The sequence below is a fragment of the Bacillus sp. SORGH_AS_0510 genome (genome assembly GCF_030818775.1).
In the GTDB taxonomy this organism is placed as follows: Bacteria; Bacillota; Bacilli; order Bacillales; family Cytobacillaceae; genus Neobacillus.
This window is the reverse complement of record NZ_JAUTAU010000001.1, coordinates 4,706,024-4,732,418: the sequence shown is the minus strand read 5'-3', so window position 1 is coordinate 4,732,418 and position 26,395 is coordinate 4,706,024. Positions and strand designations below refer to the sequence as shown.

Annotated in this window: 30 protein-coding genes; 20 read left to right on the top strand and 10 right to left on the bottom strand. The window is 40.4% G+C overall.

What is annotated here, in order from left to right; translation table 11 throughout:
* Window positions 1-73 precede the first annotated feature (73 nt).
* Window positions 74-511, top strand: a complete 438-nt coding sequence (gene fosM, locus QE429_RS23975) for a FosM family fosfomycin resistance protein (RefSeq protein ID WP_307290594.1) — start codon at window positions 74-76, stop codon at window positions 509-511.
* Here fosM and QE429_RS23970 read toward each other — a convergent pair.
* Window positions 508-975, bottom strand: coding sequence for an OsmC family protein (locus QE429_RS23970; RefSeq protein ID WP_307290593.1), 468 nt, complete (start codon window positions 973-975; stop codon window positions 508-510). The genes fosM and QE429_RS23970 overlap by 4 nt on opposite strands.
* Before the next feature lie 98 nt (window positions 976-1,073).
* Between QE429_RS23970 and QE429_RS23965 the strand changes: the two genes are divergently transcribed.
* Complete coding sequence (locus QE429_RS23965; protein WP_307290591.1) at window positions 1,074-1,547, top strand: VanZ family protein; 474 nt, start codon at window positions 1,074-1,076, stop codon at window positions 1,545-1,547.
* A 17-nt stretch (window positions 1,548-1,564) separates the two neighbouring features.
* On the opposite strand, the gene QE429_RS23960 is transcribed toward QE429_RS23965, so the two are convergent.
* A complete protein-coding gene (locus tag QE429_RS23960) occupies window positions 1,565-2,236 on the bottom strand; it encodes a lysozyme family protein (protein ID WP_307290589.1) in 672 nt (223 codons plus the stop codon).
* A 219-nt stretch (window positions 2,237-2,455) separates the two neighbouring features.
* Between QE429_RS23960 and gatC the strand changes: the two genes are divergently transcribed.
* Genes gatC through gatB form a run of 3 tightly spaced genes read left to right on the top strand, consistent with a single transcriptional unit; the run spans window position 2,456 to window position 5,658 of the window.
* Window positions 2,456-2,749, top strand: a complete 294-nt coding sequence (gene gatC / locus QE429_RS23955) for an Asp-tRNA(Asn)/Glu-tRNA(Gln) amidotransferase subunit GatC (RefSeq protein ID WP_307290586.1) — start codon at window positions 2,456-2,458, stop codon at window positions 2,747-2,749.
* Window positions 2,750-2,761: 12 nt separating this feature from the next.
* The gene (gene gatA, locus QE429_RS23950; protein WP_307290584.1) at window positions 2,762-4,219 is read left to right on the top strand and encodes an Asp-tRNA(Asn)/Glu-tRNA(Gln) amidotransferase subunit GatA; all 1,458 of its coding nucleotides are present in this window, start codon (window positions 2,762-2,764) and stop codon (window positions 4,217-4,219) included.
* Between the two features lie 11 nt (window positions 4,220-4,230).
* The gene (gene gatB, locus QE429_RS23945) at window positions 4,231-5,658 is read left to right on the top strand and encodes an Asp-tRNA(Asn)/Glu-tRNA(Gln) amidotransferase subunit GatB (RefSeq protein WP_307290582.1); all 1,428 of its coding nucleotides are present in this window, start codon (window positions 4,231-4,233) and stop codon (window positions 5,656-5,658) included.
* Between the two features lie 155 nt (window positions 5,659-5,813).
* Here gatB and QE429_RS23940 read toward each other — a convergent pair whose 3' ends face one another.
* Complete coding sequence (locus QE429_RS23940; protein ID WP_307290580.1) at window positions 5,814-6,503, bottom strand: hypothetical protein; 690 nt, start codon at window positions 6,501-6,503, stop codon at window positions 5,814-5,816.
* Window positions 6,504-6,643: 140 nt separating this feature from the next.
* On the opposite strand from QE429_RS23940, the gene QE429_RS23935 reads away from it, so the two are divergent.
* Complete coding sequence (locus QE429_RS23935) at window positions 6,644-6,823, top strand: hypothetical protein (RefSeq protein WP_307290579.1); 180 nt, start codon at window positions 6,644-6,646, stop codon at window positions 6,821-6,823.
* A gap of 535 nt (window positions 6,824-7,358) precedes the next feature.
* Here the strand turns inward: QE429_RS23935 and QE429_RS23930 are convergent.
* Window positions 7,359-7,790, bottom strand: a complete 432-nt coding sequence (locus tag QE429_RS23930) for a VOC family protein (RefSeq protein WP_307290578.1) — start codon at window positions 7,788-7,790, stop codon at window positions 7,359-7,361.
* A 128-nt stretch (window positions 7,791-7,918) separates the two neighbouring features.
* Between QE429_RS23930 and QE429_RS23925 the strand changes: the two genes are divergently transcribed.
* Window positions 7,919-8,461, top strand: coding sequence for a DUF1697 domain-containing protein (locus QE429_RS23925; protein ID WP_307290576.1), 543 nt, complete (start codon window positions 7,919-7,921; stop codon window positions 8,459-8,461).
* Window positions 8,462-8,662: 201 nt separating this feature from the next.
* On the opposite strand, the gene putP is transcribed toward QE429_RS23925, so the two are convergent.
* Complete coding sequence (gene putP / locus QE429_RS23920) at window positions 8,663-10,156, bottom strand: sodium/proline symporter PutP (RefSeq protein ID WP_307290574.1); 1,494 nt, start codon at window positions 10,154-10,156, stop codon at window positions 8,663-8,665.
* 222 nt (window positions 10,157-10,378) lie between these two features.
* Between putP and QE429_RS23915 the strand changes: the two genes are divergently transcribed.
* Window positions 10,379-10,933, top strand: a complete 555-nt coding sequence (locus QE429_RS23915) for a thioredoxin family protein (protein WP_307290572.1) — start codon at window positions 10,379-10,381, stop codon at window positions 10,931-10,933.
* A gap of 270 nt (window positions 10,934-11,203) precedes the next feature.
* On the opposite strand, the gene plsY is transcribed toward QE429_RS23915, so the two are convergent.
* On the bottom strand, window positions 11,204-11,842 hold the full coding sequence (plsY, locus tag QE429_RS23910; protein WP_307290570.1) for a glycerol-3-phosphate 1-O-acyltransferase PlsY: 639 nt from the start codon (window positions 11,840-11,842) through the stop codon (window positions 11,204-11,206).
* Between the two features lie 103 nt (window positions 11,843-11,945).
* On the opposite strand from plsY, the gene QE429_RS23905 reads away from it, so the two are divergent.
* From QE429_RS23905 to QE429_RS23865, 9 genes are all read left to right on the top strand, one after another.
* Window positions 11,946-12,725 (top strand): class I SAM-dependent methyltransferase, encoded by a 780-nt coding sequence (locus tag QE429_RS23905; protein WP_307290569.1) that lies wholly within the window; start codon window positions 11,946-11,948, stop codon window positions 12,723-12,725.
* A 167-nt stretch (window positions 12,726-12,892) separates the two neighbouring features.
* Window positions 12,893-13,438: an RNA polymerase sigma factor gene (locus tag QE429_RS23900; protein WP_373463281.1), complete on the top strand. Its 546-nt coding sequence runs from the start codon at window positions 12,893-12,895 to the stop codon at window positions 13,436-13,438.
* Window positions 13,435-13,974, top strand: a complete 540-nt coding sequence (locus QE429_RS23895) for an anti-sigma factor (RefSeq protein WP_307290566.1) — start codon at window positions 13,435-13,437, stop codon at window positions 13,972-13,974. Before QE429_RS23900 ends, QE429_RS23895 begins: the two co-directional genes overlap by 4 nt.
* Window positions 13,971-15,053 (top strand): hypothetical protein, encoded by a 1,083-nt coding sequence (locus tag QE429_RS23890; protein WP_307290564.1) that lies wholly within the window; start codon window positions 13,971-13,973, stop codon window positions 15,051-15,053. Before QE429_RS23895 ends, QE429_RS23890 begins: the two co-directional genes overlap by 4 nt.
* Window positions 15,046-15,138, top strand: a complete 93-nt coding sequence (locus QE429_RS23885) for an LPXTG cell wall anchor domain-containing protein (protein ID WP_307290563.1) — start codon at window positions 15,046-15,048, stop codon at window positions 15,136-15,138. Before QE429_RS23890 ends, QE429_RS23885 begins: the two co-directional genes overlap by 8 nt.
* Window positions 15,135-16,061, top strand: coding sequence for a hypothetical protein (locus tag QE429_RS23880; RefSeq protein ID WP_307290561.1), 927 nt, complete (start codon window positions 15,135-15,137; stop codon window positions 16,059-16,061). The genes QE429_RS23885 and QE429_RS23880 overlap by 4 nt, the downstream gene beginning before the upstream one ends.
* 230 nt (window positions 16,062-16,291) lie before the next feature.
* Complete coding sequence (locus tag QE429_RS23875; RefSeq protein WP_307290560.1) at window positions 16,292-17,233, top strand: diacylglycerol kinase; 942 nt, start codon at window positions 16,292-16,294, stop codon at window positions 17,231-17,233.
* A gap of 136 nt (window positions 17,234-17,369) precedes the next feature.
* Window positions 17,370-17,915, top strand: a complete 546-nt coding sequence (locus QE429_RS23870) for a cysteine hydrolase family protein (RefSeq protein WP_307290559.1) — start codon at window positions 17,370-17,372, stop codon at window positions 17,913-17,915.
* 63 nt (window positions 17,916-17,978) lie between these two features.
* Window positions 17,979-19,442 (top strand): nicotinate phosphoribosyltransferase, encoded by a 1,464-nt coding sequence (locus QE429_RS23865; RefSeq protein ID WP_307290558.1) that lies wholly within the window; start codon window positions 17,979-17,981, stop codon window positions 19,440-19,442.
* Between the two features lie 1,159 nt (window positions 19,443-20,601).
* Here the strand turns inward: QE429_RS23865 and QE429_RS23860 are convergent.
* Entirely contained in the window at window positions 20,602-21,312 is a 711-nt protein-coding gene (locus QE429_RS23860; RefSeq protein ID WP_307290557.1) for a hypothetical protein, read from the bottom strand.
* 138 nt (window positions 21,313-21,450) lie between these two features.
* On the opposite strand from QE429_RS23860, the gene rlmD reads away from it, so the two are divergent.
* Window positions 21,451-22,821 (top strand): 23S rRNA (uracil(1939)-C(5))-methyltransferase RlmD, encoded by a 1,371-nt coding sequence (gene rlmD, locus QE429_RS23855; protein ID WP_307290555.1) that lies wholly within the window; start codon window positions 21,451-21,453, stop codon window positions 22,819-22,821.
* Between the two features lie 87 nt (window positions 22,822-22,908).
* Here rlmD and QE429_RS23850 read toward each other — a convergent pair whose 3' ends face one another.
* The 3 genes from QE429_RS23850 to QE429_RS23840 form a co-directional block, all read right to left on the bottom strand.
* Window positions 22,909-23,664: a hypothetical protein gene (locus tag QE429_RS23850; RefSeq protein WP_307290554.1), complete on the bottom strand. Its 756-nt coding sequence runs from the start codon at window positions 23,662-23,664 to the stop codon at window positions 22,909-22,911.
* 116 nt (window positions 23,665-23,780) lie between these two features.
* Window positions 23,781-24,095: a hypothetical protein gene (locus QE429_RS23845; protein WP_307290552.1), complete on the bottom strand. Its 315-nt coding sequence runs from the start codon at window positions 24,093-24,095 to the stop codon at window positions 23,781-23,783.
* A 168-nt stretch (window positions 24,096-24,263) separates the two neighbouring features.
* Window positions 24,264-24,752: a hypothetical protein gene (locus QE429_RS23840; RefSeq protein WP_307290550.1), complete on the bottom strand. Its 489-nt coding sequence runs from the start codon at window positions 24,750-24,752 to the stop codon at window positions 24,264-24,266.
* A 155-nt stretch (window positions 24,753-24,907) separates the two neighbouring features.
* On the opposite strand from QE429_RS23840, the gene QE429_RS23835 reads away from it, so the two are divergent.
* A complete protein-coding gene (locus tag QE429_RS23835) occupies window positions 24,908-25,066 on the top strand; it encodes a hypothetical protein (RefSeq protein WP_307290548.1) in 159 nt (52 codons plus the stop codon).
* Between the two features lie 187 nt (window positions 25,067-25,253).
* Complete coding sequence (locus tag QE429_RS23830) at window positions 25,254-26,375, top strand: glycosyltransferase (protein ID WP_307290546.1); 1,122 nt, start codon at window positions 25,254-25,256, stop codon at window positions 26,373-26,375.
* Window positions 26,376-26,395: the final 20 nt, after the last annotated feature.

Below are 26,395 nucleotides of genomic sequence, written 5' to 3'. Positions count from 1 at the left end.
AAGTTCGTAGTCACTCCACGGTACTACGAGCTTTTTTGTTGTATAATCATGGAAAAAGGAAAACGGTGATTGTATGTCAATTAAAGGGATCAACCATTTGCTATTTTCAGTGTCAGATTTAGAAAAATCAATCGAGTTTTACCAGAACGTTTTTGATGCCAAGCTGCTAGTGAAGGGGAGGAGTACGGCCTACTTTGATTTGAATGGCATGTGGCTTGCTCTTAATCTCGAAAAAGATATCTCTCGCACCGAAATCCATGAGTCCTACACCCATATCGCTTTCTCAATCGAAGAAGAGGACTATATAAAAATGTACGAAAAGCTTAAAAAGTTAAACGTAACGATTCTTCCAAGTCGCCCTAGGGACGAAAAAGATAAGAAGTCCATTTATTTTACCGACCCCGATGGTCATAAATTTGAATTTCACACAGGCACCTTGCAAGATCGCCTGGATTATTACAAAAAGGAAAAACCACATATGGAGTTTGGGGACAGTCCCCCGGCGCTTTAGCGCAACGGGGGACTGTCCCCACCTCGCGTTACTGAGACCTGCAACTCAATCTCCACATTTCCTTGAATAGCCCGGCTTATCATGCAGGAGGTTTCTGCTTTTTTGGCAAGCTTATGAGCCATGTCGATGTCTTTATCAGTAGCATCCTGTTTCAGCACTATAAGCGGTTGGTGAATAATCTTTTTGTAAGTGATCACGCCACTTGTGACATCCACGATCCCCACAGATTCCATTGTAAGATCTTTTTTTTGTAATTTACTGCGTTCCATCATGGCGGCGAGGGTAATAATATAGCAGGTGGCCGCAGCACCGAGAAGCATTTCGTCGGGATTGGTTCCTACTCCAGGTCCATCCATCTCCGGAGGAATGGACACTTTTGTTTTTAAGTTGCCTGCTTCAATCTCTCCAACATCATTGCGTAATCCAGGCCAGTTTGCATGTAAGTGGAAGCGGTGTTCAGCCATTCAAAATTCCCCCTGTTTTATTAAAATAAACGGTACAATCTCTTAAAAAAGTATGGTACCGTTAAATGACGTTGTAAATTTATTGGGAGTACTTAATAATGAAAATTATCATAAAACTAGGATTAACCATCATCCTTTGTCTATATTTAGCCGTCTTAACAAAATTAATATTATTTAAATATATCCCTTTAACAGAAATCATTCATCATTTCAATTTTACCTATGATGAATATCATTGGCGTTCAAATAATTTTGTTCCGTTTAAAACGATTATTTTTTATCTCTACATAGCTGATGTTAATTTAAACATACGTATCGAAAATCTAGCAGGGAATGTGGTTGGCTTTATCCCTTTGGGTTTTATCTTACCATTGCTGTTGAAAAAGTTTCAAAGACTTAGTGCTGTGATGGCAGCTAGCTTCTGCTTAAGCCTGACATATGAGATTCTCCAATTATTATTTGAGTTTGGTAGCTTCGATGTGGACGACTTAATATTAAATACACTTGGTGGGATGCTAGGTTACATTCCTGCCAAGCTGTTTATATACTTCATGTGGAAGAGAAAAAAATAAACCAACCGATGAATCAATTAGAAGGATCCACTGGTTGGTTTTTCGCTTCCTGTACCTGTGACAGGTACAGTGTCAGCTAATAATTGAATATTTTTGGTAACCTTCGTGCTATAGGTGAAATCGCCATAGCAGTAAGGGTAGCGAAAATTATTCTTATTCCCGCCGCAAGTATAAAGATTCGGCTTCTTTTTTACTTGAAGAAGTGAGAATTGCTTAGCAAGTTCTTCGCTATGTTTGCCACCGTGTTGCGCGACATAATCAATATATCCGACGCCCATATTGTAGGCTTGTATAATTGTAGAAAAATCTACTTTTTTCTGATTGCCATAAGTGAACACGCGGTGGAAATGCTTCACCCCAACTTCAATGCTTTGCTTCGGATCAGTGATTGTGTTTCTAGCAAGACCGGCAGATTCGGAAGCCTGCATCGGATCCCCACCCTTTCCGTGGCTTTCCTGCTGCATAAGAGCGACAAGAACAGAAGTCTGGCTTTCAAGCTGGTACTTCGCTAATTCCTGCTGGATTAAGGGGCTATATTTTTTCACATTAGCAAATGGGTCATTTTTATCCATAGCTGGAGTAGAAATTGATTTTTGAAAATAATTTTGAAACATCGCTAAGGCGCAAAACACTAAAAATAGTACGAAAAAGGTTTTTATTTTCTTCCGATTCCGTTTTCGCTTCTTCATTTCGTAACTCTCCCCGTTCAATCTTCTGAGAACATTATAAAGGAAGGCAGTGTGGCCTGTCAGGTGTCGCAAGTAGGAAAAAGAAAGATTATTTGTGATACCAATCTAAAACTCTACTCTTTTGTTAATAATGATAAAGGAATCATTGCGGTAAAGCGGAAAAGTTTGGTATCATCAATATTAAAATAATATCGACAATTTGGATTGGAGGGTATGAATATGTCCCGGATTTCAAATGAGCAGGTGAAACATGTGGCCAATCTGGCGCGTTTAGCGATTACGGAGGAAGAAGCGGAAAAGTTTACAAAGCAACTTGATGCGATTATTACCTTTGCTGAACAGTTGGATGAGTTAGATACAACAGGTGTGGAGCCTACCTACCATGTGCTGGATATGAAAAATGTCTTACGTGAGGATGTTTCACAACCAGGACTTCCGCGGGAAGAGGTACTAAAAAATGCACCGGAACACCAAGATGGACAGATTAAGGTGCCATCGATTTTGGGAGAGTAAGGAGGGTAAATAGTGAGTTTATTTGATTATAAAGTTTCCGATCTTCATGAACTTTTACATAAGCAAGAACTAAAGGTTTCAGACCTTGTGGATGAATCGTTTAAACGCATAAGCCAGGTTGAGGATAAGGTACAAGCTTTCTTAACATTGGATGAAGAACGCGCGAGAGAAACGGCCAAAGGGTTGGATGAACAGCTTAATTCTGGTGCCGATCAGGGGCTTCTTTTTGGTATGCCGATTGGCTTAAAAGATAACATGGTGACAAAAGGACTTCGTACTACTTGTGCGAGTAAAATCCTAGAAAACTTCGATCCGATTTATGATGCAACAGTTGTTCAGAAGCTTCAGCAGGCTCAAACTGTGACGATTGGTAAATTAAACATGGACGAGTTTGCTATGGGTTCATCGAATGAGAACTCTTTTTACCAAAAAACACGCAACCCATGGAACTTAGATACGGTTCCAGGAGGGTCTTCAGGCGGTTCTGCTGCATCTGTGGCTTCAGGAGAAGTACTATTTTCGCTTGGATCCGACACGGGTGGATCCATCCGTCAACCGGCTTCCTTTTGTGGAGTTGTTGGAATGAAGCCAACCTATGGCCGTGTTTCGCGATTCGGACTTGTGGCATTTGCTTCCTCACTAGATCAAATTGGTCCAATCACAAGAACAGTAGAGGATAATGCATACCTCTTACAAGCTATTTCTGGTCTAGACCCAATGGATTCAACATCAGCAAATGTGGATGTACCAAACTTTTCTGGCGCTTTAACTGGTGATGTGAAGGGGCTCAGAATTGCCGTTCCGAAAGAATACCTTGGTGAGGGTGTAAGTGAGTCTGTTCGCCAATCGGTATTGGATGCATTGAAAGTGCTTGAAGGCCTTGGGGCAGTTTGGGAAGAGGTTTCCTTACCGCACTCTAAGTATGCACTTGCTACCTATTACTTACTATCTTCATCAGAAGCATCAGCAAACCTTGCCCGCTTTGATGGCGTCCGCTATGGCTATCGTGCAAAGGATGCGGAAAGCTTAATTGAATTATATAAAAAGACTCGTGCAGAAGGCTTTGGTGATGAGGTTAAACGCCGTATCATGCTCGGAACGTTTGCATTAAGCTCAGGTTATTACGATGCTTATTATAAAAAGGCACAGCAGGTACGAACACTCATCAAGAAGGACTTTGAAGATGTGTTTGCAAACTATGACGTCATTGTTGGTCCAACAACACCTACCCCTGCGTTTAAAATTGGGGAGAAAATTGACGATCCGCTTACGATGTATGTGAATGATATCCTAACGATCCCGGTAAACCTTGCGGGTGTCCCTGGAATTTCTGTTCCATGTGGCTTTGAAGCAGGTCTGCCACTTGGATTACAAATAATCGGTAAGCATTTTGATGAAGCAACCATTTATCGTGTGGCTCACGCATTTGAACAGGCCACAAACTATCATAAACAAAAGCCAGAATTGTAGGGGGTGAAACGATGGAATTCGAAACAGTCATCGGACTAGAAGTCCACGTAGAATTAAAAACGGAGTCAAAGATCTTCTCAGCGAGCCCAAACCATTTCGGTGCGGAGCCTAACACAAATACAAGTGTCATCGATCTTGGCTACCCGGGAGTATTGCCTGTTTTAAATAAAAAGGCAGTTGAATTCGGAATGAAGGCGGCGATGGCCCTGAACTGTGAGGTTGCTACTCACACAAAATTTGACCGAAAAAACTACTTCTATCCTGATAATCCGAAAGCCTACCAAATCTCTCAATTTGATAAACCGATTGGCGAACATGGCTGGATTGAAATCGAAGTAAATGGTTATACGAAAAAGATTGGTATCACAAGAATTCACTTGGAAGAGGATGCAGGAAAACTTAACCATGAAAAAGGGTATTCACTTTGCGATTATAACCGCCAGGGAACGCCTCTTGTAGAAATCGTTTCTGAGCCGGATATCCGCACTCCTGATGAAGCGTATGCCTATCTAGAAAAACTAAAATCGATTATTCAATACACAGGTGTCTCCGACTGTAAAATGGAAGAAGGCTCGCTACGCTGTGATGCCAACATTTCTATTCGACCAGTTGGACAAGAGGAATTCGGTACAAAGACAGAATTAAAGAACCTAAACTCCTTCAACTTTGTTCGTAAAGGTCTTGAATATGAAGAAAAGCGCCAGCGAGAAGTAGTTTCATCCGGTGGAAAAATTGAACAGGAAACACGCCGTTTTGATGAGGCAACTGGGTCAACCATTCTCATGCGTGTAAAAGAAGGATCCGATGATTACCGATACTTCCCAGAGCCAGACTTATTGGATTTATATATTGATGAGGACTGGAAAGCACGGATTCGCGCTGAAATTCCTGAACTGCCAGACCAGCGTCAGAAACGGTATACCGAAGAGTTAGGTCTGCCTGTATACGATGCCAAGGTTTTAACAGTGACTAAGGAAATGGCTGATTTGTTTGAGGCAACAGTAGCTGGTGGGGCAGATGCCAAGCTTGCATCGAACTGGATTATGGGTGACGTTTCTGCCTATCTCAATGCGGAAGGTAAAGAACTTGATCAAGTTGCGTTAACTCCAGAAGGTTTAGCAAGTATGATTAAGCTAATTGAAAATGGTACGATTTCATCCAAAATCGCAAAGACTGTTTTTAAAGAATTAATTGAAAACGGCGGCGATGCGGAACAAATCGTGAAGGACAAAGGACTTGTGCAAATTTCCGATGAGGGAACGCTCCTCAAGATTATTGCAGAAGTACTTGATGCCAACCCGAAATCAGTAGAGGATTTCAAGGATGGAAAAAGTAAAGCAGTGGGCTTCCTTGTTGGTCAGCTGATGAAAGCAACAAAAGGACAGGCCAACCCACAAATGGTCAACCAACTATTACAACAGGAATTGCAAAAACGATAAAACGAAAGCTGGGAGAAACTACTCTGCCAGCTTTTTTTACTTATTAAGAAATATATAATTCGACTTCAAGAATTGTTCAGCTCCAGCGCCTAGCCCCTCGGGCAAATAAGCCAGGGTCTAATTGCCCTGGCTATTTAGTTTAATAATTATTTGGACTATCCAAAACAATTATAGTATACATCCCCTATGTTAAATAATGTGAGTAATGTATTTCTAAGGTCAGAACCATAGGCATTTGTAGCAAAGTACCACGCTTCTTGAAAAGAGGCCTTTCTACTATATCCAAATTTTCTATACTCTCTATATTCAGTTATTAACTTAGTTACCAACTTAGTTGCTCCACCTACTGTTTTTAAAGCAGATTTAATTTTAAGGATTTTAGCAATAGGAATTGCATTTGAAAGAACTGCTACCCCTATTGCAGCAACACATGCCCCTACACTGGCATCAAGATAGATTGGTTCTTCAACATCATTGTTCATGCCTACACTTCCAAAGCTTGATGTAGGTTTTACTATTTGAATAGCTGCAGAATCTCCACTACCCAATAATGTATAATAACTTCTCGGAACACCCTTGGTATTATACTTTAACCAATTATATATAGCGTTGGGACCTGATGCAATTACACTATCTGGCAAGTTTTCGATTGCAGTTAAAACATTAATAGACTCATTTAGTTGCTCTTCTAAGCTAGCATCGCTTAAAAATTCTTCTTCACTAACTGAAACAATTGGTTGTTCATCTAAAATTTCCTCTGCATTTGCGATGAATTCTCCAATACCAAAAGATAGTAGCATGGAGAATACTATTAATAATGATAAACTTCTTGACAAAACCTTCACTTCATTCCACCCTTTACAATTTTAGTAATATATTACAATTTTTAGTATATTTTTCCAATGTAAATATATTAAAATGTTCTAAATTTTAATATAATGTATATATTATTAGTTTGATTAATCTTATAAAAGGAGGAATTTATGTGAACTTTATCGGAAGAAATGCTAGAAATATCATGCTTTTAGTGGTAATAATAATGTTTTTTGTAAGCATGTTGTCAAATAACAAACAAGTTGAAGAATCTACATCTATTACAGGCTTTATTATAGTTGCCATAGTAGTAATAATAGAATGGAAGTATAAGAAAAAGAGAAAAAAATAAAAGAAAAGCACAATTGGGTGCTTTTTCTTTTCTGATATCCACTTTTATGTTGTTTCTCCATCAAACAGCTATACTTCAACAGAATGTATATAAGATTTCCCCCTATTGCCCTACAATCTTTCTAGATGACACCTTTTACATATCAAAGAAATCTTCTTAAGTAATGTTCGGGTCCAATTTTTTTAGGAAATTTATGATTTTTTTTGCCATGCTAATCGTTGGCTGATGTTCATCACAGCAAGCTAGAAAATATTGTGTAGAAAATGATTTAACTATGTACGAAACGATTATTCCTAAATCCATCCGATTTTGACCAAGGCGCTTGCGCTTTTCTTATTGTCGATGCGAGTTTCGACAATCCTCGTTTCATTTCCCGGGAAAAAAGTCAGTAATTGTATGGGCTAATAGCCGTTCTAATCAAACGTTTGGTTAATAAGGAAATATAGGGGATCATGTCGAAGTGTGCTTAATTTGACATCAAAGATCAATATTCCACTAAAAACGCCAGGCAATCGCCTAGCGTCATACTTGTAAATTAAAATGAAATCATTGCCCCACGTTCATCGAATACAGAGGTAGGATTCCAAGCCACTTCCCAAAGATTATTTTCTGGATCGGCAAAATAGGCTGTCCGACCGCCCCAAAAGGCATCACTAGGCTCTCTAACGATTTTTCCGCCAGCTTTGCGAATTTCCTTAGTAACCGAATCAACCTGTCCTGGCTCGTCCACGTTTATAGCGAAAGTCACCCCTCGAAAGGATTGGGTCGAATGTGTGATTTCAATATTCGCATCCTTTGCCAACTCCGCAATTGGAAACAAGGAAAGCAGAACACCTGCTGTTTTAAAGACAGCATAGTTATCTGAACTAATACTAGTTTCCTCCCAGCCTAACTTTTGATAAAAGGAACGGAGAGCCGGTAAATCAAAAGCTCCTATTGTAATTAAACTAACTCTTTGCGGAATCATTGTTTATCCCTCCTATGAATTGTTTGTTCCTTTATTTCTACAAATCAACCACCTTCTCCTTCAATTCGGTAGTTTAGTTCAACAAGAAAATGGTAAGATTTAGAGAATAGGAAGAGAGGGGATCTCGGGTGACTATATATATTGCACTATTAAGAGGAATTAATGTTGGCGGTCATAACATCATAAAAATGGCCGATTTAAGACAGTTGCTAGAAAAGATAGGATTACAAAAAGTGAAGACCTATATTCAAAGTGGGAATGTTTTGTTTGAAGCCGAGCAAGATACAACAATATTGACCCAACAATTAGAGGAGGAAATCAAAAACACCTTTGGTTTTCCAGTTCCAGTGATTTTAAGAACTGCTGAAGAATTGGAAAAAATCATAAAGGATTGCCCTTACTCAGTGGATTCGTTAAATGAAGGGGAAAGCGTTCAACTCGCCTTTTTAGCAGATGAACCATCTCAGGAGAAAATCGACTATTTGCAAGGTTTTAAAAGTGAACTAGATGAATGTCAAATTGTTGGAAAGGAAGTTTATTTATTTTTCCGTCAAAGTATCCGTGATTCTAAACTGGCTACTCAGCTTCCAAAGCTGGGTGTTCCGGCAACAGTGCGGAACTGGAAAACGGTACTTAAGATAGCGGCAATGGCAAAAGAGCTGGACAAATGAAGAAGAGCCCGGATATTGAATCATCCGGGCTCTTTGACAAAATAAGAAATTACAAAATTCGACTTCGAGAATTGTCCAGCTCCAGCGCCTAGCCCCTCGGGTCAAATAACCTCCGGCAAGTAAAGTCAAAGAGCGACTTTTCTTGCCGAAGAACATTTGCCTGTCGGGGCTGACCAAGGCGCTTGCGCTTTTCTTAATACTTTATTCTTGTTTAAGTAACCGAACACTTTCAGTGAACTCTTTTTCGATTTCATCATTTTTCTTATACGTGATTAAGCTGACGATATAAGCAACAACTAGGTTTAGTACGAAGCCTGGAACGATTTCATAAAGCGATTCGCCGAAAATGACTTTACCAAGGTCTGCATTTTTCCAAACGATTACGGTAACAGCACCGACGATCATTCCGAAAAGGGCTCCCCAGTTGGTTGTCTTTTTCCAGAATAAGCTTAGTAAAATGATTGGACCAAAGGAAGCTCCAAAACCTGCCCATGCATAGGCAACGAGGTCTAAAATGGTGTTGTTTTGTTTGAAAGCTAGTGCAGCCGCAACAACAGCAACAATTAGAACCGCCATTCTTCCTAAAAATACGAGGTGTTTATCACTTGCATTCTTATTCATGACTACTTTGTATAAATCTTCAACCAGTGCACTTGACGTAACAATTAATTGAGAAGAGATCGTACTCATGATGGCTGCAAGAATCGCAGCTAAAGCAAATCCAGCGAATAACGGGTGGAAGAAAATTTGGCTTAAGGAAATAAAGACTGCTTCCGGATTCTTTAAAGTGAAATCCGCATTATTATGGAAAAATGCTAGACCGATTAAACCTGTCATCATCGTACCGATTAGGGATATAATCATCCAGCTCATCCCAATACGGCGTGCGCTCTTTGTTTCTTTAATGGTTTTAATCGCCATAAAGCGCACAACAATATGTGGCTGTCCAAAGTAACCAAGTCCCCATGCCATTGCAGAAACAATACCGATAAAGGTAGTGCCTTTAAATAGGTCAAGTAAGGTCGGGTCAATTGCACGGATCGTATCAAATGTTTCTACTGGACCACCAGTCTTGAAGATTCCAATTGCAGGAACTAAAAGTAAGGCAACTAGCATCATTAATCCTTGAATGAAGTCGGTATAACTTACTGCCAAGAAACCTCCAAATAACGTATAGGCAACAACAACGCCGCCAACGATGTAAAGACCAGTCAGATAGTCTGTGCCAAAAGAACTTTGGAAAAATACTGCTCCAGAAACCATCCCCGAAGAAACATAGAATGTAAAGAAAATAAGAATAACGATACCTGATACAATACGGAGAAGTTTCGTCTGATCTTTGAAGCGATTTTCAAGATAGCTAGGAATGGTAATTGAATCATTTGCAACTTGAGTATAAGAGCGTAAGCGAGGCGCTACCAATAACCAGTTTAAATAGGCTCCAATCGTTAAACCGATGGCAATCCATGCGTCTGCTAAACCGCTTACATAAATTCCTCCAGGTAAGCCCATTAACAGCCATCCACTCATATCAGCTGCACCGGCACTCAAGGCGGTTACTGCAGGTCCTAGTGACCTTCCCCCGAGCATGTAGTCTGTCAGATTGCTAGTTTTCCGATACGAATACCAGCCGATGAATAGCATCATGGCGAGATAAATTCCAATCGAAATTAATTGTAGAGTCTCGTTTGACATACTTTTCCCCCTTTGTTATATTGGAAACTATTTATAATAATATTTCCTCTATATAAAATATTCTATCAACTTATTAAATCCATTTCTAGTACCAATTTATTGCTTTATGAAAATAGTAAAAAGTACTTGTAACATAATATAAGAAAGAGACGAAATGCAGTTCAATTGTAACAATGGAATAAAACAACTATGATAGAAGAAAATTGAAAGGGGTGCTGAGGGATGGATTTAAATGCTTGGTTTCAAAAAGGGATGACAGTGGATGAGTACACCAATGCAATGACTAGAAACAAGGAAGAAATGCTTTCTATTTATGAGAACTTTACTTTATCTGCTGAAGACAAGAAAAAGCTTGAGGATTTAAGGGGAAAGCAGGTAAGAGTCATTGCTATTTCAGAGGATTGGTGTGGAGATGCATTACTCAATAATCCGATCTTGCTGAGCATAGCGGAAGCAGGCGAGATGGAGGTTCGATTTATTCTCAGAGACCAGAATCTAGAATTAATCGACCAATACTTAACAAATGGAACATCACGAGCTATTCCGATTTACATCTTTATTGACCAAGAGGGAAATGAAGCAGGCGTTTGGGGTCCAAGAGCACCAGAAATGCAGGCGCTTGTAGAAAAAGAACGTGCAGCCCTGCCTGATAAGGATGCAGTGGACTTCCAGGAGAAACAACTGGCAATGTATAAGCGGTTGATGACATCCTACCAAAAGGACGCGACTATCTGGCAAACCGTTGCAAGCAGCATTCTAACTACATTAATAAAATAGAAAAAGGTCTGACACCTGGCGTGGGGGTCAGACCCTATTTTTATATTATAAGAATGAAACATTCGACTTCGAGAATTGTCCAGCTTCAGCGCCTAGCCAGTTTTCATCCTGATTCATCTTCCTTGAGTATCTTGTAACAATCATGGCTTGATAAAGCGATGATTGTTACAGCTCGGGTCAAATAACCCTCGGCAATAAAAGTCAAAATGCGGACTTTTCTTGCCGAAGAACATTTGCCTGTCGGGGCTGACCAAGGCGCTTACGCATTTCTTATAGTTTAAAATTACTGCTACCCTTTGGGGGAATGCGATCCTTGCTTAAATTTTTATCATTAATCTTTGGTTCAATTCCAAGAATAAAATTACGAATATTGGACCGGTGGAGATAGATTAAAAAGAAAGAAAAGAATAAAAAAATCAGTTCTAACTCTAGCTTAGATGATAGGAATGAATAGGCAAGCATACTTAGACCTACTGAGATTGATCCGAAAAATACATATTTCGTTAAAAAAATGACGGCAAAAAAGGTTAAATAAGCAACGGCCAGTAAAGGGAGATTCGCTATTAATAATGTACCTGCAGTGGTTGCAATGGCTTTTCCTCCTCTAAAACCTGCAAATATAGGAAAGCAATGACCGACGACTGCAAGTAATCCGAAGTAGATAGGCTCCACATCCATCTGAAAGTGTATAGGAAGATAGGTCGCAAAAGCCCCCTTTGCCAGGTCAATTAGAAGGACAAAAACTGCCGATTTTTTTCCAAGAACGCGTAAAGTGTTCGTTGCCCCCGGATTTTTACTTCCTAGCTCTCGAATATCCACTCCATAGATCAGCCTGCCCACCAATAAAGCTGTGGGAACGCTTCCGATTAAGTAAGAAGCAAGAAGCAATAGCCATAACATATGCATCATTCCCTCAAAAGATAAATTTTTTAATCTTAATAGCATTCTATCATAATTAAATGGTATTATTTTGTTAAAATCCTAAAATTCGGAAGCAGAGGGAGAGCTTAACATGAGCAAAATTGATTTTGGCCAAGTTGCTAATAGCTATGCTCGATCAAGAGAAGATATTCCCGTCGCCTTAATGGAAAGCCTGCAGTTACGCAATATTTTTTTTGAGGGAAAAAGAATCGCTGACATCGGTTCTGGTACAGGTGTCCTTGCGAGAAAAATGGCGATGAGAAAAGCAAATGTTATAGGGATTGAACCTTCACAAGAATTGTTAAAGAAGGCAATTGAATTCAATCAAATGAAGAATTTTGATATACCGTTTCAACAGGGAACTGCGGAGGATACCGGATTAGAAGATTCTCAGTTTGATATAGTGACAGTCATGAGAGCTTGGCATTGGTTTGATCGGATGAAGGCCATTCAAGAGATCAAAAGAATTTTAAAAGCAAAAGGGACGTTACTTGTCATCGATTCTGGATTTCTTACGGGCCCGACAGTGGTGGAAAAGACCTTGGAGGTAATAGGGAAATTCGTAGAGGGTGAATTGACACCTGCTGGTTCAAAAGCCGATTCAAAAATGCGAATTAACGGCTTTCCGGTTGAGTGGTTTGAGGAGTGGAAGAAAGAAGGCTTTGAAATAAGAGATTTCTACAAGCTCAATTATTCAGTAAGCTTTTCAAAAGAGGAGTGGGTGGAACGGATAGGGTCCGTTTCCTGGCTAGCAGGGTTAAAGGAGCCTATTCGAAAAAAAGCCCTGAAGGAATTGACGGACTCCTTACCTGCGGGGGAAACCTATGAGATTCCGCATGACTGTGGAATCTGTATCTTACGATTAGTATAATCCATTCTTATTAACGTGCGACTGGTTTCGCACGTTTTTTTGTGAGAGCCTTAAAACGAACATGATAAGATGAGATAGAATAAAATTTTTTTTGAATAAGTGTAGGGGTTTTTAAACAACGGTTCGTCTATTGATGTGAAAGCATAGAGAGAAAGGGGGAGAGAACAATTACAGACACAGCTTTAATACAAAAAGTGCGGGAAGGCAATGATCACGCCTTTCGCCTTCTGGTCGAGAAGTACCGCAATGATGTGTTCCGGACCGTCTTTGCTGTTCTTCGCGATCAAAAGGAAGCAGAAGATGCAGCCCAAGAAGTGTTTATGAAGATCTATCACTCTCTCTCCCGCTATGAAAATCAAGGATTTAAAACGTGGATGACACGAATTGCTGTCAATCATGCGATAGATGTAAAACGAAAACAGATACGTAGAAGAGAGGAAGTTGTGGATGCCCTCGAGCAACAAGCATTAGGCACACCGAGGGATAGTGTAGAACAAGAAATTATTGAAAATGACCAACGGAAGCTTGTTAGGAAAAGGCTTGATGAGTTGCCTGAGAATTACCGCGAAGTGATTTATGGATTCTACATAGCGGAAAAAAGCTATCAGCAAATGGCTGAAGAACAACAGGTACAGGTGAAAACGATTGAGACTAAGCTGTACCGGGCGCGAACCTGGATGAAAAAGAATTGGAAGGAGGACGATTTTTCATGAAGCATTACACCTATGATGAATGGCTGCGATATGTAAAAGACGAAATCACTGGTAAAAAACGTGAAGAGCTAGAAGAACACTTATATACATGTGACCAATGCCTTGAAACCTATTTGCTAGCAGTAACAGCAAATGAATCATCGCTCCCTATTCTATCAAATGAGGCTGGCTTTACCGATGTCATCATGGCAGAGGTCGCTAAACAAAACCTAATGGTGCCTGACACCGTTGAAGAGCTACACACTATGCCAACAATTACTTCAGCGCCTAAATCGGTGCCTGGCACCAAGCAGGAAGTACGGAAGTCCATTAAGAAGAAGCCGTTTTATCAGCAGGCTGCATTTCACTATTTGCTGGCAGCGGTGGCGACGATCTTGTTGACGTTTACAGGAGCGTTCCAATCGCTTGCAAACTATGCCAGTGTTTTAGAAACCAAACAAGTACAGGAAAAAAGGCCTTCAATGACGGAAGGCTTGATGAATAAAACATTCGCATGGGTGGATTCAATAGAAAAAAAGGAGGCAAATAAGAAATGAAAAACCCGACAAAGGCATTGACTTTAAATCTTATTCCAGGTCTTGGTCATATTTATAACGGTAAAATCTTTCGCGGATTATTTTATCTTATTGCGGTTGGTGTAGCAGCGTTTGCGACATTGATTGGTGCAATGAATTATGCAGGAGGAGAAGCTTTTATCGCCTTTTTAGGCGGCATGGTTTTTTACATCATTAGCTTTGTAGACATGGGATTGCAGATTTCAAAACATAAGGCTGCGTTAAAGGCGGCCAATCCGGATGATATTCAAAATCAAGATTCAGAACGATTCTATACGATTGTCTTATCTTTTGTCCCAGGTCTTGGCCATTTTCAACTTGGATTAATGAATCGAGGATTAACGCTGTTGGCTGCTTTTCTGGGTCTAGCCATAATGGTCATATTTGTAACGGCCATCTCTAGCCGTGGTGAATTTATGGTCTTTTTAGCAGGCTTACCGGTGATCTGGGTGTATGGATTTTTCGATGCCGTCCAGCAGGTGAATAAAAAGCAACGAGGCGAGGAGTTAATCGATAGAAGTATTTTAGAAGACTTTGAAATGCGGAGAGAAGACGGGAAAAAGAGCAAATCAATCGCTACCTTCTTATCGATCTTTCCAGGAGCCGGCCACCTTTACTTAGGCTTACAGCGCCGAGGAATTCAGTTAATGGCCGCGTTTCTCTTTTCTATTTATATTTTGGATGTTTTACGATTAGGGGTTTTCTTATTCCTTATCCCGATTATCTGGTTTTACAGCTTTTTTGATGGGCTGCAAAAGGCGTCAAGGTATGGCGAGGATACGATTGAGGATGTGCCGATCATTGCCTATTTCCTTAATCATCAGAAATGGGTGGGAATTGGACTTGTACTTATGGGCGCCTACTACTTAGTTATGAACGTCTTGCTACCAGCCTTCTCACCAGTATTTTCTAAATTCTTGAATATTGATGTCATGTACTGGGTTCAAGGGTACTTCGAGCCCTATTTACAAACAGGTCTTGTTTGTATTCTATTAATCGGCGGAGGAATCAAGTTATTATCTGGTAGTAAAAGGAAGCGGGAGGTAGAGACTCATGAGTAAGTGGGGAAATAGGTTAGCAGGCGTAGTCTTGATCGGAGCCGGTATTGGGTTCCTTTTTAGAAAAAGAAAGGAGGAACAGGCATGAGAACCTGGCGTGTAGGTACGTTTTCCATGGGAGGGGCGCTCTTTATTCTTGGTCTCTTTCTCTTTTGTTCAAGGTTTCTTGGATTTAGTATGGTACAGGTGATGAGTGCCTGGTGGCCGATTTTATTAATCGTACTGGGTGTGGAAATCTTATTATATTTATTTTTGTCACGACAGGAAAAGCCGGTGTTAAAGTATGATTTTCTCAGTATTTTCTTTGTAGGGATTTTGGGTACGACAGGGATCGCTTTTGCGGTGGTTAGCTCGACTGGTTTGATGGACAAGGCGGAGGAGTTAATTGCAAGGGAAGAGCGGTCGTTTGAGCTGCCTGCTTTCTCCTATCAGATGGATGATAGTATTAAACGGGTTGTGGTAAGGACTGTTGGCTATGATATGACGATTGAGTCTACAGAGGAAAAAGAGGTTTCTATGTTTGGGACATACCGAATCCAAACTGCGAAAAAAGAAAAGCTTTTGAAAACGGCGGATGATTTGATTGCGGCAAACAAAAAAGGGGATACATTGTATCTGAATGTAAAGACGTTGCCTAGTGAAGTAGGGCCGTTTGATTTACAGGGCAATGTGGCAGCGACGCTTCTTATACCAAGTGATGTGAAGCTTGAGGTGATTGGCAATGACAATTCGCTTACGCTAAGGCCAAGGACGCTTGCGAATGATTGGAATATTGAGAGGGCATCTTCGGTTATGGTCAATGTGGCAAAGTCCAGTGATGTGAAGGTTGCAGCAGTTGGAGTCCAGAGTATTCGTGGAAATGATGGCGAATGGAAGGTGTCGGAGGACACAAAGAATCAAGGGTTGGAGGATGCTAATTCTGGATTGAAAAATGCAGTTTATCAGTCTGGAGAAGGTAAACACCGTATAAATATTGTGAACGCGTATGACGTGAGCTTAAATAGTAATTAAAAAGAGGCTACGTTCAATCTTTGAGTTGAGTTGAAGCACCTGGAGCGGAAATCAATTCACAACATCATCTTATTTTTTGCAAAAAAAATAAAAAGGATTATGATAGAAGATGGACTCTGGAGAGAGAATAGAATTTATGGTCTCGCAATATGTTTGTAAGCGAGTATAATAATTGGTAGAATATAGAATTAACAGAGTCGGTGTTATTTAAAAAAATTAGGATGATGATAATGAAAAGAGCAAGACTAATTTATAATCCAACATCAGGACGTGAATTGATCAAGCGCCAACTGCCGGAAATTCTTATGAAACTAGAGGCAGCCGGCTTTGAAGCTTCTTGTCATGCCACAACTGGAGCAGGTGATGCAACGAATGCGGCGCGTATAGCTGTCGAGCGCAAGTATGACGTGGTCATTGCTGCCGGCGGTGATGGAACCATTCATGAAGTAGTCAATGGCTTGGCTGAGCAGGAGTACCGTCCGAAGTTAGGAATTATTCCAGCAGGAACAACGAATGATTTTGCCCGTGCGCTTCATATCCCAAGGGATATTCTATCTGCTGTCGATATTATTACTAAAGGTGACTTGATTCCGGTTGACATCGGGCGTATTAATGACAAGTATTTCATCAATATTGCCGGTGGGGGAAGGATGACTGAGCTTACATATGAGGTTCCAAGCAAGTTAAAAACCATGCTCGGTCAGCTGGCCTACTACTTAAAAGGAATGGAAATGCTTCCTTCCATTAAAGCGTCTCACCTGAAGCTTGAATATGATGGAAAGCTGTTTGAAGGGGAAGCGATGATGTTCCTTGTTGGTTTGACCAATTCCATCGGCGGATTTGAAAAACTTGCGCCAGATGCCTCTATTAATGATGGATTATTCTCGTTGTTAATTTTGAAAAAGGTTAACTTGGCTGAGTTTATTCGAATCTCTACTTTAGCTGTACGTGGCGAGCATGTGAATGACCCTAATGTAATTTACACGCAAGCTAATCGGATTAAAGTATATTCCGATGACAGGGTACAGTTGAATTTAGACGGTGAGTTCGGCGGGCTGCTGCCAGCTGAATTTGAAAATCTGTACCGTCATTTAGAAGTGTTTGTCCCACTTGACCATATTCGTCCGAATGACCGCCCGACAGATTGGGAATCGGGTAAAAGATATAGCTAACAAGAGTTCGTTCCTTAGGAGCGAGCTTTTTTATTAGTCTTGGTTGGTTTTGTAGGAGGAAAAACCGGATTGGCTCTAGAAATAGGGTATATAATGATTTGTAGACAGTAGTCAAGACATTTAAGGGGTGTGGAATATGAAGGCATTGATCAATATCGATTATACAATTGATTTCGTTGCCGATAATGGGGCGCTTACGTGTGGGAAACCTGGTCAGGCGATTGAACAGAAGATTATACAAATAACGAAAGAGTTTATTGAGAAAGGCGATTATGTTGTCTTTGCTATTGATGTTCATGATCAAGGTGATGAATTCCATCCCGAAACAAAATTGTTCCCTCCGCATAATCTACGGGGTACTTCCGGCAGAGACTTATTTGGTGTATTACAAGAAGTATATGAGAAGAATAAAGACCGTGACAATGTAGAGTTTATGGATAAAACAAGATACTCTGCATTCGCTGGTACAGATTTAGAAATCAAATTAAGAGAGCGCGGAATAACAGAGGTTCATTTGGTTGGTGTGTGTACCGATATTTGTGTGCTCCATACGGCCGTGGATGCGTATAATAAAGGATTTAAAATCGTTATTTATAAAGACGCTGTGGCTTCGTTTAATCAGGCAGGACATGATTGGGCCCTCGGTCATTTTGAACAATCGTTAGGCGCTATGGTGAAATAATCTTTTTAATGATATTATTGTGTGTAATAGTGAAAAGCTGTAATAGTATTCCGGAGGGAAATTATGAAACACATTTATCAAGATGATAGTTATACTCTTCATACGGATCTATACCAGATTAATATGACAGAGACATATTGGAGAGATGGAATCCATAATAAACGTGCGGTCTTTGAATTATTTTTCCGCAAGCTGCCGTTCGGAAATGGCTATGCTGTTTTCGCTGGTCTTGAGAAGGTTATTCAGTATGTTAAGGATTTCCATTTTACAGAAGATGACCTTGAATATTTGAAAAATGAAGTAGGGTATCAAGAAGATTTCCTTGAATATCTTAAGAATATCCGTTTCACTGGAACCATTCGCGCCATGAAAGAGGGCGAGCTCGTTTTTGGCAATGAGCCCATTATACGAGTAGAAGCACCTTTGGCAGAAGCCCAGTTAATTGAAACAGCTTTGCTTAACATTGTGAATTACCAAACATTAATAGCAACCAAAGCATCGAGAATCAAGCAGGTCGTAGGCAATGAGGTAGCGATGGAATTTGGGACAAGACGTGCTCAGGAGATGGACGCAGCTATTTGGGGAACAAGAGCCGCTTATCTTGCTGGTTTTGAAGCAACAAGTAACGTAAGGGCTGGTAAATTGTTTGGGATCCCAGTAGCCGGTACGCATGCACATTCCATGGTTCAAGCTTATAAAGATGAATATTTGGCTTTTCGTAAATATGCAGAATCCCATGAGGACTGTGTATTCCTAGTTGATACATATGATACGCTCCGTCTTGGTGTGCCTAATGCGATTAAAGTGGCAAAAGAGATGGGAGATCAAATCAACTTTATTGGGATTCGTTTAGATAGTGGTGACCTTGCGTATCTTTCCAAGGAAGCTAGAAAGATGTTAGACGCAGCTGGATTTAAGGATGCCAAAATTTACGCATCAAGCGATCTGGATGAGTATACGATTATCAACTTAAAGGCTCAGGGGGCAAAAATCGATAGCTGGGGAATCGGTACGAAGCTGATTACAGCTTATGATCAAGCTGCACTTGGTGCTGTTTATAAAATCGTTTGTATTGAAAACGACAAGGGTGAACTGGAGGATACGATTAAAATTTCCTCTAACCCGGAAAAAGTAACCACTCCAGGGCTAAAGAAAATCTATCGTATTATAAATAATACAAACCACCATGCAGAGGGAGATTATATTGCGATGGAGGATGAGCAGCTTCCAGAAAAGCGCCTGAGAATGTTCCATCCTACTCATACTTATATTAATAAAGTGGTGACCAACTTTACGGCTAAACCGCTTCATGAAGATATTTTTGTTGATGGCGACCTTGTCTATGAATTGCCACGCATAGAGGAATCCCGCGATTATCTAAAGGCAAATTTAGATGCATTATGGGAAGAATACAAGCGGATAATGAATCCAGAAGAATATCCGGTTGACCTAAGCCAGAAGTGCTGGGATAACAAAATGAAGAATATTGAAGAGGTCAAAGAAAAAGTAGCTGCGATGAAGGAATAATTAATAGGGCGTCCTGAGAAGGGCGTCTTTTTGTTTTTCAGATATGGTAGAGAGGTGGATGATGATTAAAGTTCATAACGCCCGTGAAGCAAGAAAAAGAGAGAGACCGGTCGATAAGAGAGGCTCATAACGCCCGTGGAACAAGGAAAAGAGAGAGACCGGTCGATAAGAGAGGTTCATAACGCCCGTGGAGTAAGAAAAAGAGAGAGGCCGGTCGATAAGAGGGTTTCATAACGCCCGTGGAGCAAGGAAAAGAGAGAGACCGGTCGATAAGAGGGTTTCATAACGCCCGTGGAGCAAGGAAAAGAGAGAGACCGGTCGATAAGAGAGGTTCATAACGCCCGTAGAGCAAGGAAAAGAGAGAGACCGGTCGATAAGAGAGGTTCATAACACCCGTGGAGCAAGAAAAAGAGAGAGACCGGTCGATAAGAGAGGTTCATAACACCCGTGAAGCAAGAAAAAGAGAGAGACCGGTCGATAAGAGGGTTTCAAACGCCCGTGGAGCAAGAAAGAGAGAGAGGCCGGTCGATAAGAGAGGTTCATAACGCCCGTGGAGCAAGGAAAAGAGAGAGACCGGTCGATAAGAGAGGTTCATAACGCCCGTGGAGCAAGAAAAAGAGAGATACCGGTCGATAAAAGGGTTTCATAACGCCCGTGAAGCAAGAAAAAGAGAGAGGCCGGTCGATAAGAGAGGTTCATAACGCCCGTGGAGCAAGGAAAAGAGAGAGACCGGTCGATAAGAGAGGTTCATAACGCCCGTGGAGCAAGAAAAAGAGAGAGACCGGTCGATAAGAGGGTTTCATAACGCCCGTGGAGCAAGAAAGAGAGAGAGGCCGGTCGATAAGAGAGGTTCATAACGCCCGTGAAGCAAGTAAAAGAGAGAGACCGGTCGATAAGAGAGGTTCATAACGCCCGTGGAGCAAGGAAAAGAGAGAGACCGGTCGATAAGAGAGGTTCATAACGCCCGTGGAGCAAGAAAAAGAGAGAGACCGGTCGATAAGAGGGTTTCATAACGCTCGTGGGGCAAGGAAAAAGAGAGAGACCGGTCGATAAGAGGGGTTCATAACACCCGTAAAGCAAGAAAAAGAGGAGGTCCAATCGATAAGGAAGAGTCTTAAAGTCCGTAAACTTAAAAAAACCTTGATGATAGAGGGAAAAACTAGGATGACATCTTCAAAAATGCCAAAAACTCCGGCTCAGGTTTCATTATTTTCACACCCTTCTCTGACCAAAGGATAATCTCCTCGTCCTCTTCATAATAAAAGTAAACATCAAAGGTTCCAAAGTCGATTCTGCCTTCATTTTTATAAGAAGGTGCTTTTTCTTTTGAATCATAAGCATTATTAATAAATTGTATAATTGCCTGTATCTCACTAGGGTCAGTCACCTTCTCGCAGTCTGACCGTAATGCATTGTCGTGAATGCATAGGCTTGCAGGTACCTGCTCAATCCATACACTTGAGTGTAGAATGGGATTCCGGTCAAATATTACCTCTGTCTGATTCTCCCACTGATTATAGCTGGCCCCAACACGTAATTCAAAATCTCCTTTGGTCCACTCAGTATAAGCCCCTGACCAATCGTTTTTAGGATCCTCATCATCAAGAGAGGAACCTTTCATACGTATATTCCAGCCATGCTTAGGAAGCTGTTTTTCATAAAACGCAATAACCTCTCGCCAAGAGTCTCCTTCCATTACATAGTTACTTCTTGTAGGTTCTAATCCAGGATATAGGGGAATGTCTTTTGTTTTTTCAGGAATGACAGACATGCCTTCATAAGTATCGTCAGTGGCTGCATGATATCCATACCATCCTGCACTAAACAAAATAACAATCAAGCAAAGGTACAGCCAATTTCTTTTTTTCATAAGGGCCCCTTTCATAAGCAAAGTAGGAATATAGGAAAATTTTAACATAAACAACCCCGAAATGTGACCCTATTTCGTATTCTCCTTCATAATGTGATACAATTCTTCTAGTCAAAAACGGAGTAAAGGAAGAAGTACATGAGCAGAACATTACCGGTAAACAAGAACGATTATATAGATGTGGTTTTTGAAGATATTACCCATGACGGGGCAGGCGTAGCAAAGGTCGATGGCTATCCGATATTCATTCCAAACGGTCTGCCTGGTGAAAAAGCAAAGATTAAGGTGATAAAGACAGGTAAAGGGTATGGAATTGGCCGGTTGATGGAGCTTTACGAAAAAAGCCCTTACCGTGTGGATATTCCAAGCGAGGAAAAACATAAATACGGAGGCTGTCAGCTGGAGCACATCAGCTATGAAGGACAGCTGGAATACAAAGAAAACCAGGTCAAGCAAGTCCTAACCCGCATCGGAAAATTAGAGGATGTCGTGGTACATCCGATTCTAGGTATGGAAGAACCATTCCATTATCGTAACAAAGCACAGGTACCGGTTGGGGAGAAAGATGGGAAACTGATTGCTGGATTCTTCAAGCCGCGAAGCCATGAAATTGTCGATACCGACGAGAGTCTTATTCAATTGCCTGAAATAAACGAAGCGGTCCAGGTAGTGAAGGAAATTTGCTCTGAGCTTGGTATTACTGCCTATCAGGAGGAAACCCATAAAGGTGTACTAAGGCATATTATGGCGCGCTACGGCAAGCAAACAGAGGAACTGATGGTGGTAATTATCACTAGGACTGCTGACCTTCCGCAGAAAAACAAGCTGGTTGAAAAAATGGTTGCGCGATTGCCTAAATTGAAGTCGATTGTCCACAATGTGAATTCGAAACGCACGAATGTGATTATGGGTGAGAAGACTAGTGTTTTATGGGGGAATGAAGTCATTTATGACTACATTGGCGATGTGAGATTTGCGATTTCTGCTCTATCGTTCTACCAGGTGAACCCAGTACAGACAAAGGTCTTGTATGACAAAGCGTTGGAATATGCGAATCTAAGTGGCGAAGAGAATGTCATTGATGCCTATTGTGGGATTGGAACGATTTCGTTATTTTTAGCGCAAAAAGCTCGGAAGGTATTTGGCGTAGAAGTGGTTCCTGAGGCGATTGAAGATGCGAAGCGGAATGCAAATTTAAATGGGATCACAAACGCAGAGTTTGCTGCGGGTGAAGCAGAGGTTGTGATTCCAAAGTGGTACAAGGAAGGGAATACGGCCGATGTGCTAGTGGTGGACCCACCGCGTAAAGGATGCGATGAGGCATTGCTACAAACGATTATTGAGATGAAGCCGAAAAGGGTTGTCTATGTCTCCTGTAATCCTGGGACATTAGCAAGGGATTTGCGGATTTTAGAAGACGGGGGCTACAAGACTGTAGAAGTCCAGCCGGTGGATATGTTTCCGATGACTACGCATGTGGAATGCTGCGCGTGGCTGAAATTACGATGAATAATAGCAGCTGGAAAAGAGAATCAGGAAAAAAACGCCTTCCCAATGAATGGGAGGGCGTTTTTTTCCTCAAAACATAATGTTTTATTAGCCGATAGTAGGTGGTTCAGTGCAATGTGGAATAGGACAACCAGGTAGGGAGCCGTTATTGAATAGGTTTAACTGAGCTTGGAGTAACTCAGCAGCGATTACATCAGCAGCGCTGCCACAAGGAGTTTCTGCATTTGCGAGTAAAATGTTGGCATTTTCAATTAGAGAAGCAGCACCTGGACAAACTTCTGCTAGACTGATACCTTGCATGTCTAATAATCTTTCATTTAGCTGTGCAGTAAGAAGTTGTGCATATAATTGGTTAAACTGTACTACAGTATTAGTTGGACAAGTTGGTTGCACAGGGGCTGGTAATGGCGGTTCATTACCGAAAACTAGTGATGCTGTAGCAAAGTCAGGAACCGTTACAGTAAGATTGTCTTCACCTGCTAAGCCTAAGAAAATTGGATTAGCATCAATTAATGCTTCAGCTAAAGACATACCAGCTGGGGCGGAACCATAGAAACCTCGTGTAAACACACAGCCTGCTTCAACTGTACAAGGACCATCGCAGAAGATAGCAGTTGCACCTGTTCCAACAGTTGCGTCAAATGTTGCACCAAATTCTACACAAATATCCTGTGATACAACGAAGGTACATACGTTGAATAAACCTTCAGGAATAGAAGGTACAATCGTAAAACTCCCTAAGCAAGTAGTAGTAACAGGACCGACAGAAATACTAGGAGTTACGGTAAACTCAGCGTATTCGGTTACTCTCACATTAATTGTTTGAGTACATGGATCTGGCATTTAAAAACACTTCCTTTCAATTATTTTCAATATAGTAAATTCAAATTTGCTAGTTTTTGTACTAGTTGTTTACACCATTTTTTAAGGACAAGCAGCCTAAATTCGTCTAGAATGGTTTAATCACACATATCAGGATTACAAACAATTCCTAGAGGAATCACTTCAGTCTCAGCATCAAAGTGGATGGGAATATTCACGCAAAGCTTTTGCTCAACGATAAACTCACACCTTTTCCTTTTTTTCGAGTGTTTCCTTTTATCTCTCCTAACAAGAGGTCCACAACATTTTATTTCAATTTTACATTCATCTAACTCGACAATCGGGTGTATTTTAACCCCTGCTACTACACTTACTTTTTTCTTAATTTCCCTATCGCAGCCACCTTGCTCTTCATTGTTGTCGTCAAAAAATAAATCTAGATTTTCTCCCATATGATCCTTCCCTTTCTAATCTTTTATATATATTACATTCACCTATATGGATTGTTGTACTAGGACAATTCATTAAATTATAAAACTTGGGTTCTTTAGTGCGAATCATCACAAAAAAGAATGAAAGCATTGGCAAAAACCAAACCAATGTTTTCATTCTTCAATAAGTTATGAAGAACTTTCAGAAGATTCATCGGAGAAATCACTCGACTCATCAGATGATTCAACGGCAAAATGACTTGATTCATTGGACGATTCATCCGAAGATTCATCAGATTCATGTAGTTCACAGCTTATTCCACGCTCTTCCGCTTTGACCTTTGCACTGAATCGCACGGGTATTTTCACACGAATCAGTTGGTTGACATAGAGGGTACATTCTTCAGATGAAGAATCTTTATGTTTCGAACAGGGTTCAATGGAGGATTCTAAGCATTTTATTGTCACTTTCCCGATGGACACATCTGGGCAAACTTTTACCTTTGCTTCAATCGATATTTCTTCATCAATGAAAGCCGCACATGAGTTATTCTTATCGTGCTCAGTTTTCCGCTTTTTTTCGGGTTTGGGAGAGTGCTTCCCAGGTTTTTTAGGCAATTTCCTCTTCCTTTCACAGCTTGATACTTTTATATATGCATTTTCATCCGATTTGTTCATTAATCAGAAAACTCCTCTTAGGAAGTACCTATTTATTTTATTATTAAGGTAAAAAAATCAATTGATAGGCTGAATAATTTGTCCCTTTCAAGAGTTCCTCCACTTGCATTTACTATAGTGTGCATGTTTGCGATTGAATTAAGGAGGTGGAGTTTATGGGATGTGGTTGTGGAGGCAAGCGATATAGTACCAATGCAAGCAAAGTATCAGTAAATAATATAAAAAACCAACAAATTCTTAAAAAATATGGAATTCAAGGACAAAGGAATGTCAGGAATATAGATTACAAAAAAGAGGAATATCAAGAAAATTAAATGCTGTACAAAAATTAAGATGAGGCTGACTCAAAAGCAAATGAGTCAGCCTCATCCTTTTTAGTAGTGGATGATACTGCTGCGTAAAGGACAATCACCCATAGCAATTTCAAACACCTATGCATTATATATAAGGACGATATTGGCGATTACGGGAAACTAAATTATTGGTTTAAGGAGTGCAAAAATGAACGGACAACAAAAGCCAAAAATGAGCCTCTGTATGATTGTGAAGAATGAAGAACAATTCTTACCTTTATGCTTAGATAGTGTGAAATCTTTTATAGATGAAATCATTATTGTAGATACAGGATCAACGGATCGTACAATTCAAATTGCCGAACAATATGGTGCGATAATTTCGGAAGTCCCTTGGGAGGATGATTTTTCAAAAGCACGAAATATGGCATTGGAACATGCGACGGGTGATTGGATCCTACACTTGGATGCGGATGAGCAGATAGAAAAACAAGATATTCAACAATTACTTACTATAATTTCTAGTACTCAAGAAGAAGCCTTTTTGCTACAGGTTATTAACCATAAGGATGAGACACCCGGAGATGCTCTGATTTTCCCAAGTGTTAGATTATGGAGGAATCGAAAGGAGTATCGGTTTAGAGGGGCGCTTCATGAACAAATTTCACCTTCAATTACTAATAAGAATCCATCTAAACCATTAGTGATCATCCCCATTCGTATTCATCACTATGGGTATTCCGATAAGATTGTTCAGGAAAAGAAGAAAAGTGATCGGAATCTCAAAATTGCTCTTGCCGAAGTAGAGAGATACCCTAAATCTTCCTTTGCCCATTTTAATTTAGGAACAGAATTTTCTAGATTAAAACAACATGACCAAGCAATCAAAGAATTTCGACTTTCCCTTGATCAGCTTACGGGAAAACATGAACTTTGGGTACCCAGTTTGTTTCGCAATCTCGCAGGTGCCTTAGTAGCATCCGGAAAAAATCAAGAAGCAATTGAAATCTTAGATAAAGGGTTAAGCTCTTTCCCTGATTTTATTGATTTATTATATTGGAAAGCCGTATGTCATTATCAATTAAAAGAATATCCCCGTGCCATAGGTTTGTTCCATCAGTGTCTTGTTACTAGGGAAAACCCCCAATATGCGTATCAAAAAGGGTTAAACGGCGAAAAGTCTCACTTTTTATTAGGACATTGTTACATCCTATTAAATCGATTAGATGAAGGATTATATCATTATAAAAAAGCGTATGAATTGAATAAACTATTCAAAGAACCGATGAAACAGTTAGCGGCCATTTATAGTAAATTAGCCTCACAATAAGAAGATATGCTAAATAACTC

Bases quoted from the DNA above. Each gene is read 5' to 3' on its own strand.
- fosM (WP_307290594.1), top strand. From the start codon at position 74: ATGTCAATTAAAGGGATCAACCATTTGCTATTTTCAGTGTCAGATTTA.
- QE429_RS23970 (WP_307290593.1), bottom strand. From the start codon at position 975: ATGGCTGAACACCGCTTCCACTTACATGCAAACTGGCCTGGATTACGC.
- QE429_RS23965 (WP_307290591.1), top strand. From the start codon at position 1,074: ATGAAAATTATCATAAAACTAGGATTAACCATCATCCTTTGTCTATAT.
- QE429_RS23960 (WP_307290589.1), bottom strand. From the start codon at position 2,236: ATGAAGAAGCGAAAACGGAATCGGAAGAAAATAAAAACCTTTTTCGTA.
- gatC (WP_307290586.1), top strand. From the start codon at position 2,456: ATGTCCCGGATTTCAAATGAGCAGGTGAAACATGTGGCCAATCTGGCG.
- gatB (WP_307290582.1), top strand. From the start codon at position 4,231: ATGGAATTCGAAACAGTCATCGGACTAGAAGTCCACGTAGAATTAAAA.
- QE429_RS23930 (WP_307290578.1), bottom strand. From the start codon at position 7,790: ATGATTCCGCAAAGAGTTAGTTTAATTACAATAGGAGCTTTTGATTTA.
- putP (WP_307290574.1), bottom strand. From the start codon at position 10,156: ATGTCAAACGAGACTCTACAATTAATTTCGATTGGAATTTATCTCGCC.
- QE429_RS23915 (WP_307290572.1), top strand. From the start codon at position 10,379: ATGGATTTAAATGCTTGGTTTCAAAAAGGGATGACAGTGGATGAGTAC.
- plsY (WP_307290570.1), bottom strand. From the start codon at position 11,842: ATGATGCATATGTTATGGCTATTGCTTCTTGCTTCTTACTTAATCGGA.
- QE429_RS23905 (WP_307290569.1), top strand. From the start codon at position 11,946: ATGAGCAAAATTGATTTTGGCCAAGTTGCTAATAGCTATGCTCGATCA.
- QE429_RS23895 (WP_307290566.1), top strand. From the start codon at position 13,435: ATGAAGCATTACACCTATGATGAATGGCTGCGATATGTAAAAGACGAA.
- QE429_RS23890 (WP_307290564.1), top strand. From the start codon at position 13,971: ATGAAAAACCCGACAAAGGCATTGACTTTAAATCTTATTCCAGGTCTT.
- QE429_RS23885 (WP_307290563.1), top strand. From the start codon at position 15,046: ATGAGTAAGTGGGGAAATAGGTTAGCAGGCGTAGTCTTGATCGGAGCC.
- QE429_RS23880 (WP_307290561.1), top strand. From the start codon at position 15,135: ATGAGAACCTGGCGTGTAGGTACGTTTTCCATGGGAGGGGCGCTCTTT.
- QE429_RS23875 (WP_307290560.1), top strand. From the start codon at position 16,292: ATGAAAAGAGCAAGACTAATTTATAATCCAACATCAGGACGTGAATTG.
- QE429_RS23870 (WP_307290559.1), top strand. From the start codon at position 17,370: ATGAAGGCATTGATCAATATCGATTATACAATTGATTTCGTTGCCGAT.
- QE429_RS23865 (WP_307290558.1), top strand. From the start codon at position 17,979: ATGAAACACATTTATCAAGATGATAGTTATACTCTTCATACGGATCTA.
- QE429_RS23860 (WP_307290557.1), bottom strand. From the start codon at position 21,312: ATGAAAAAAAGAAATTGGCTGTACCTTTGCTTGATTGTTATTTTGTTT.
- rlmD (WP_307290555.1), top strand. From the start codon at position 21,451: ATGAGCAGAACATTACCGGTAAACAAGAACGATTATATAGATGTGGTT.
- QE429_RS23850 (WP_307290554.1), bottom strand. From the start codon at position 23,664: ATGCCAGATCCATGTACTCAAACAATTAATGTGAGAGTAACCGAATAC.
- QE429_RS23845 (WP_307290552.1), bottom strand. From the start codon at position 24,095: ATGGGAGAAAATCTAGATTTATTTTTTGACGACAACAATGAAGAGCAA.
- QE429_RS23840 (WP_307290550.1), bottom strand. From the start codon at position 24,752: ATGAACAAATCGGATGAAAATGCATATATAAAAGTATCAAGCTGTGAA.
- QE429_RS23835 (WP_307290548.1), top strand. From the start codon at position 24,908: ATGGGATGTGGTTGTGGAGGCAAGCGATATAGTACCAATGCAAGCAAA.
- QE429_RS23830 (WP_307290546.1), top strand. From the start codon at position 25,254: ATGAACGGACAACAAAAGCCAAAAATGAGCCTCTGTATGATTGTGAAG.